1 protein-coding gene is annotated in these 2,881 nt (G+C 58.2%); it reads right to left on the bottom strand.

Annotated features, from left to right (window positions below; all coding sequences use genetic code 11):
- Positions 1–479: 479 nt before the first annotated feature.
- The gene (locus FJY68_14035; protein ID MBM3332941.1) at positions 480–1,982 is read right to left on the bottom strand and encodes a hypothetical protein; all 1,503 of its coding nucleotides are present in this window, start codon (positions 1,980–1,982) and stop codon (positions 480–482) included.
- Between the last annotated feature and the right edge of the window lie 899 nt (positions 1,983–2,881).

Consider the following 2,881-nt stretch of genomic DNA (forward strand, 5'->3'; position numbering starts at 1 on the left):
CCTGCAATAGCTCCAAGGCATCCTCCTGATCCAGCGAAGCCAGCACCTGCCTGCCTGCCGACCTGACGTTCCGACTTGCAGCCGACGACCATCTCCGGTACTTTCTCACAGCGGTTCTCCTTTCATAACATTCAAACAACCCAGATGCTACCATCCGGGCAGGGGAACCGCTACTGATTTTCAACTAAGACAGGGACATCCTCCTACGAACAGCGCGACCGAAACTAGGCCATTCCGTAACTCCTTTGGGTCGGTCATCCGGTATACCTCGTCGTTCAGAACCGCCAACCGACGGCGTGACTCGTCTGGTCCGAGAACGTCCCACACACGTAGGAATTCAGATTCGAGACACGCGAGCTCTGCTCCATCCGAAAACGGGTCACCTTCGGGGGATTTCGGGGTGGGCGCGCTCATTTCCCTTGCGTCAAGACCGAGCCTTGGATTCCATGGCAGGATTGCAGATCAACTGGTCGGCGTAGTCAGCTCTTGTAGCGCCTCAATGCTGTCGGGACCTGAAAGGTCCTGTTGTCGCGGACGACGTCCAGCATGAAACTCTCACCAATTGGTTGTGAGGCCTTGAATCTGTACAAGTCCCAGAGGTTGCGGAACTCCCACTTACCATTGCTGGCCCCAAGCAGTACGTCGCCCTTCCGTATGCCTGCTTGCTTGGCGGGTGAGCCGTCTGCGACGGCCAAGACCATAATACCTGGCTGCCATGGGTCAGTGTCGAATCCCAGTGAGCTTGCCGCCGCCCGATCCATGATGCCGTGTGGAACAACGCGAGACGAGTCATCTCGCATCTGACGAATGGCCGCAATGGCGAATGCGGCCGGCAGCTTGTCAAAAGCCGATGGCAGTCGGGTCGTGGTGTCGTTCGCGGCCCGTGGTGTTACCACGTATGCCCGCGCAAACGCCTCAATGTGCGGCATAAGATTGTCAATTCTCGATGCCTCCGCAATCTTCGCCGCGCCGGCGTCCAGCGCGTAGCCAACGTTCCCCGGCAGGGCACGCGCCATCATGTCGGCACCCTCCGCAAGGTCGCGGGCCGCATCTGCCACACCAGCCTGAGCTACCGCAAGAGCGTGGTCAGGCGGGCTGAGGGCCTCAAGCTGCTTGCGAGCCCTCGATGCCTTTTCCTGCACGAACGACAGGTGGAAGCTTAGGACACCTGCTGCCCCGTCAGCGCCAGCGTCTTTGGCGAGCCTCAATCCTGCCCAGTATTCCACACTTGCGCTGAAGATGCCACACAGAGGTACAACACAGTCCCGCAGATACTGTTCTAGACCTGGTGTGGAGCCAGGCTTGGCCCCACAGGAAGTGTACTGTCTTATTCCTCGCGCGAAGTCTTCCAGCGTCAAGACTGGTTTGAGGTCGATGAACGGGCGAGCGTACCGTATGGGGACGCAGAAGTTCAGATTCTGGCTTTCCGTTAAGGTGGAAGATGCTATTCCGACGACGCGTCCTGATGAGTTGAATACCGGTCCTCCACTGCTCCCCGGCGATATGGGTGCACTGATCTGCAGTAGGTTGAGGCTATCCAGTTCTCGGACTCCGCTAAGCAGACCATCTGAGATGGTGTTCTCTAGACCCCTGGGATTACCAATCGCGATTACGCTTTCGCCTACCTCGATGTCCTCTGATCTTGCCAGTTTCACAGACGGGAGGTTTCGACCTTTCACTTTTACCACGGCGACATCCTTGGCCGAGTCGCAACCCAGTACCCAGATGTCCTGGAATGACGCTCCGTTTAGGAGTCTGACCACCGCGGGGCATGCGCCTTTGATGACATGATAGCAGGTTACTATGACACCAGAGGGATCCACGATGAAGCCGCTCCCAAGGCCGACCGCGTCCTCCGCCGCGGAGTAGGTGGTAATGAGCACGACTGCATCACCGTATGCCCTTTTGATCTCCACTGGGGTCATCCCTGAAGCGCTCGAAAGCAGCAGGACCGTGAACGCAGCGGCGACGATTGTCTTCATGTTTTCGCTATGTCGGGGAGCGTGCCGGGAGGAGTTTGACACTTCCCATGTTTCGATACTTCATCAATGGCACAAAGGACTCAGTCTCCATCTGCAGAAAACTACTCGGAATCTGCCCCGAGTCAAGCCGTGAGCCGCAGCCGTTGTCCGGCTCGGCTGCCGGGACACGGTTCAAACAGCCGCGAGACGGGAACGTGGGCAGTTCGAGAGGGAAGTCGAAACGCAAGTCCAAAGCGAAGGCGAGACGCAGGTCGGAAGGAACTGAGCAAGGGAATCCGCAAGGAGCCGCGCTTGGGGTCTCGCTTGGGACTGCGCAAGGAATCGAGCAAGGGGCCGCGAAAGGAGTCGAGAAACGCACGTCGAAAGGGGTCGCGAAACGAGCCGCGAAGGGGAACTCGAAACGGGTTCGGAAAGGGAAGTCGAAACGAAGTTCGAAGGGAATCTCGAAACGCTATCGGAAAGGGCCTGCGATAGGGCCTCCCAGACTGGGGAGTAGGCGAGGGGAGTATCCGCTTTCTGAGGGAAATCCTGTGCGGAGGTGCCGCGAACGGGAATACACATAGTGAGAGAGCACAAATGCAGGGCCGAATGAGCCCTGAAGGGAGTCGGTATGAAGTCGGAGAAGAAGTCGGAGGAGGTACTAAGCCCCAAAAGACAAGGACTTAGCAGGGCTGTCCGAGAGCTTGTCTCGCTGGTGAGGGTCGCGGCAGCTCAGAAGCCATCTTCGTTCCTGGCCGCGTCAGTTCCGTGTGCTGACAACGGGGACTCGGTCCGGTGGAAGGAACGAAAAGAACTGGACGATTGGCGCGAGGCGTGCATGAGATATAACCATCCGACTGTGGCTGGTTTAGACTCGGTCGCAAGCCCGGGAATTCGCATATAGGGGTCGCCTGGGGGCT

The sequence above is a fragment of the candidate division WOR-3 bacterium genome (genome assembly GCA_016867815.1).
In the GTDB taxonomy this organism is placed as follows: Bacteria; Hydrothermota; Tepidihabitantia; order Tepidihabitantales; family Tepidihabitantaceae; genus UBA2258.

What these genes read in the sequence shown, in the direction of transcription:
- FJY68_14035 (MBM3332941.1), bottom strand. Translation starts at nt 1,982, where the DNA reads ATGAAGACAATCGTCGCCGCTGCGTTCACGGTCCTGCTGCTTTCGAGC.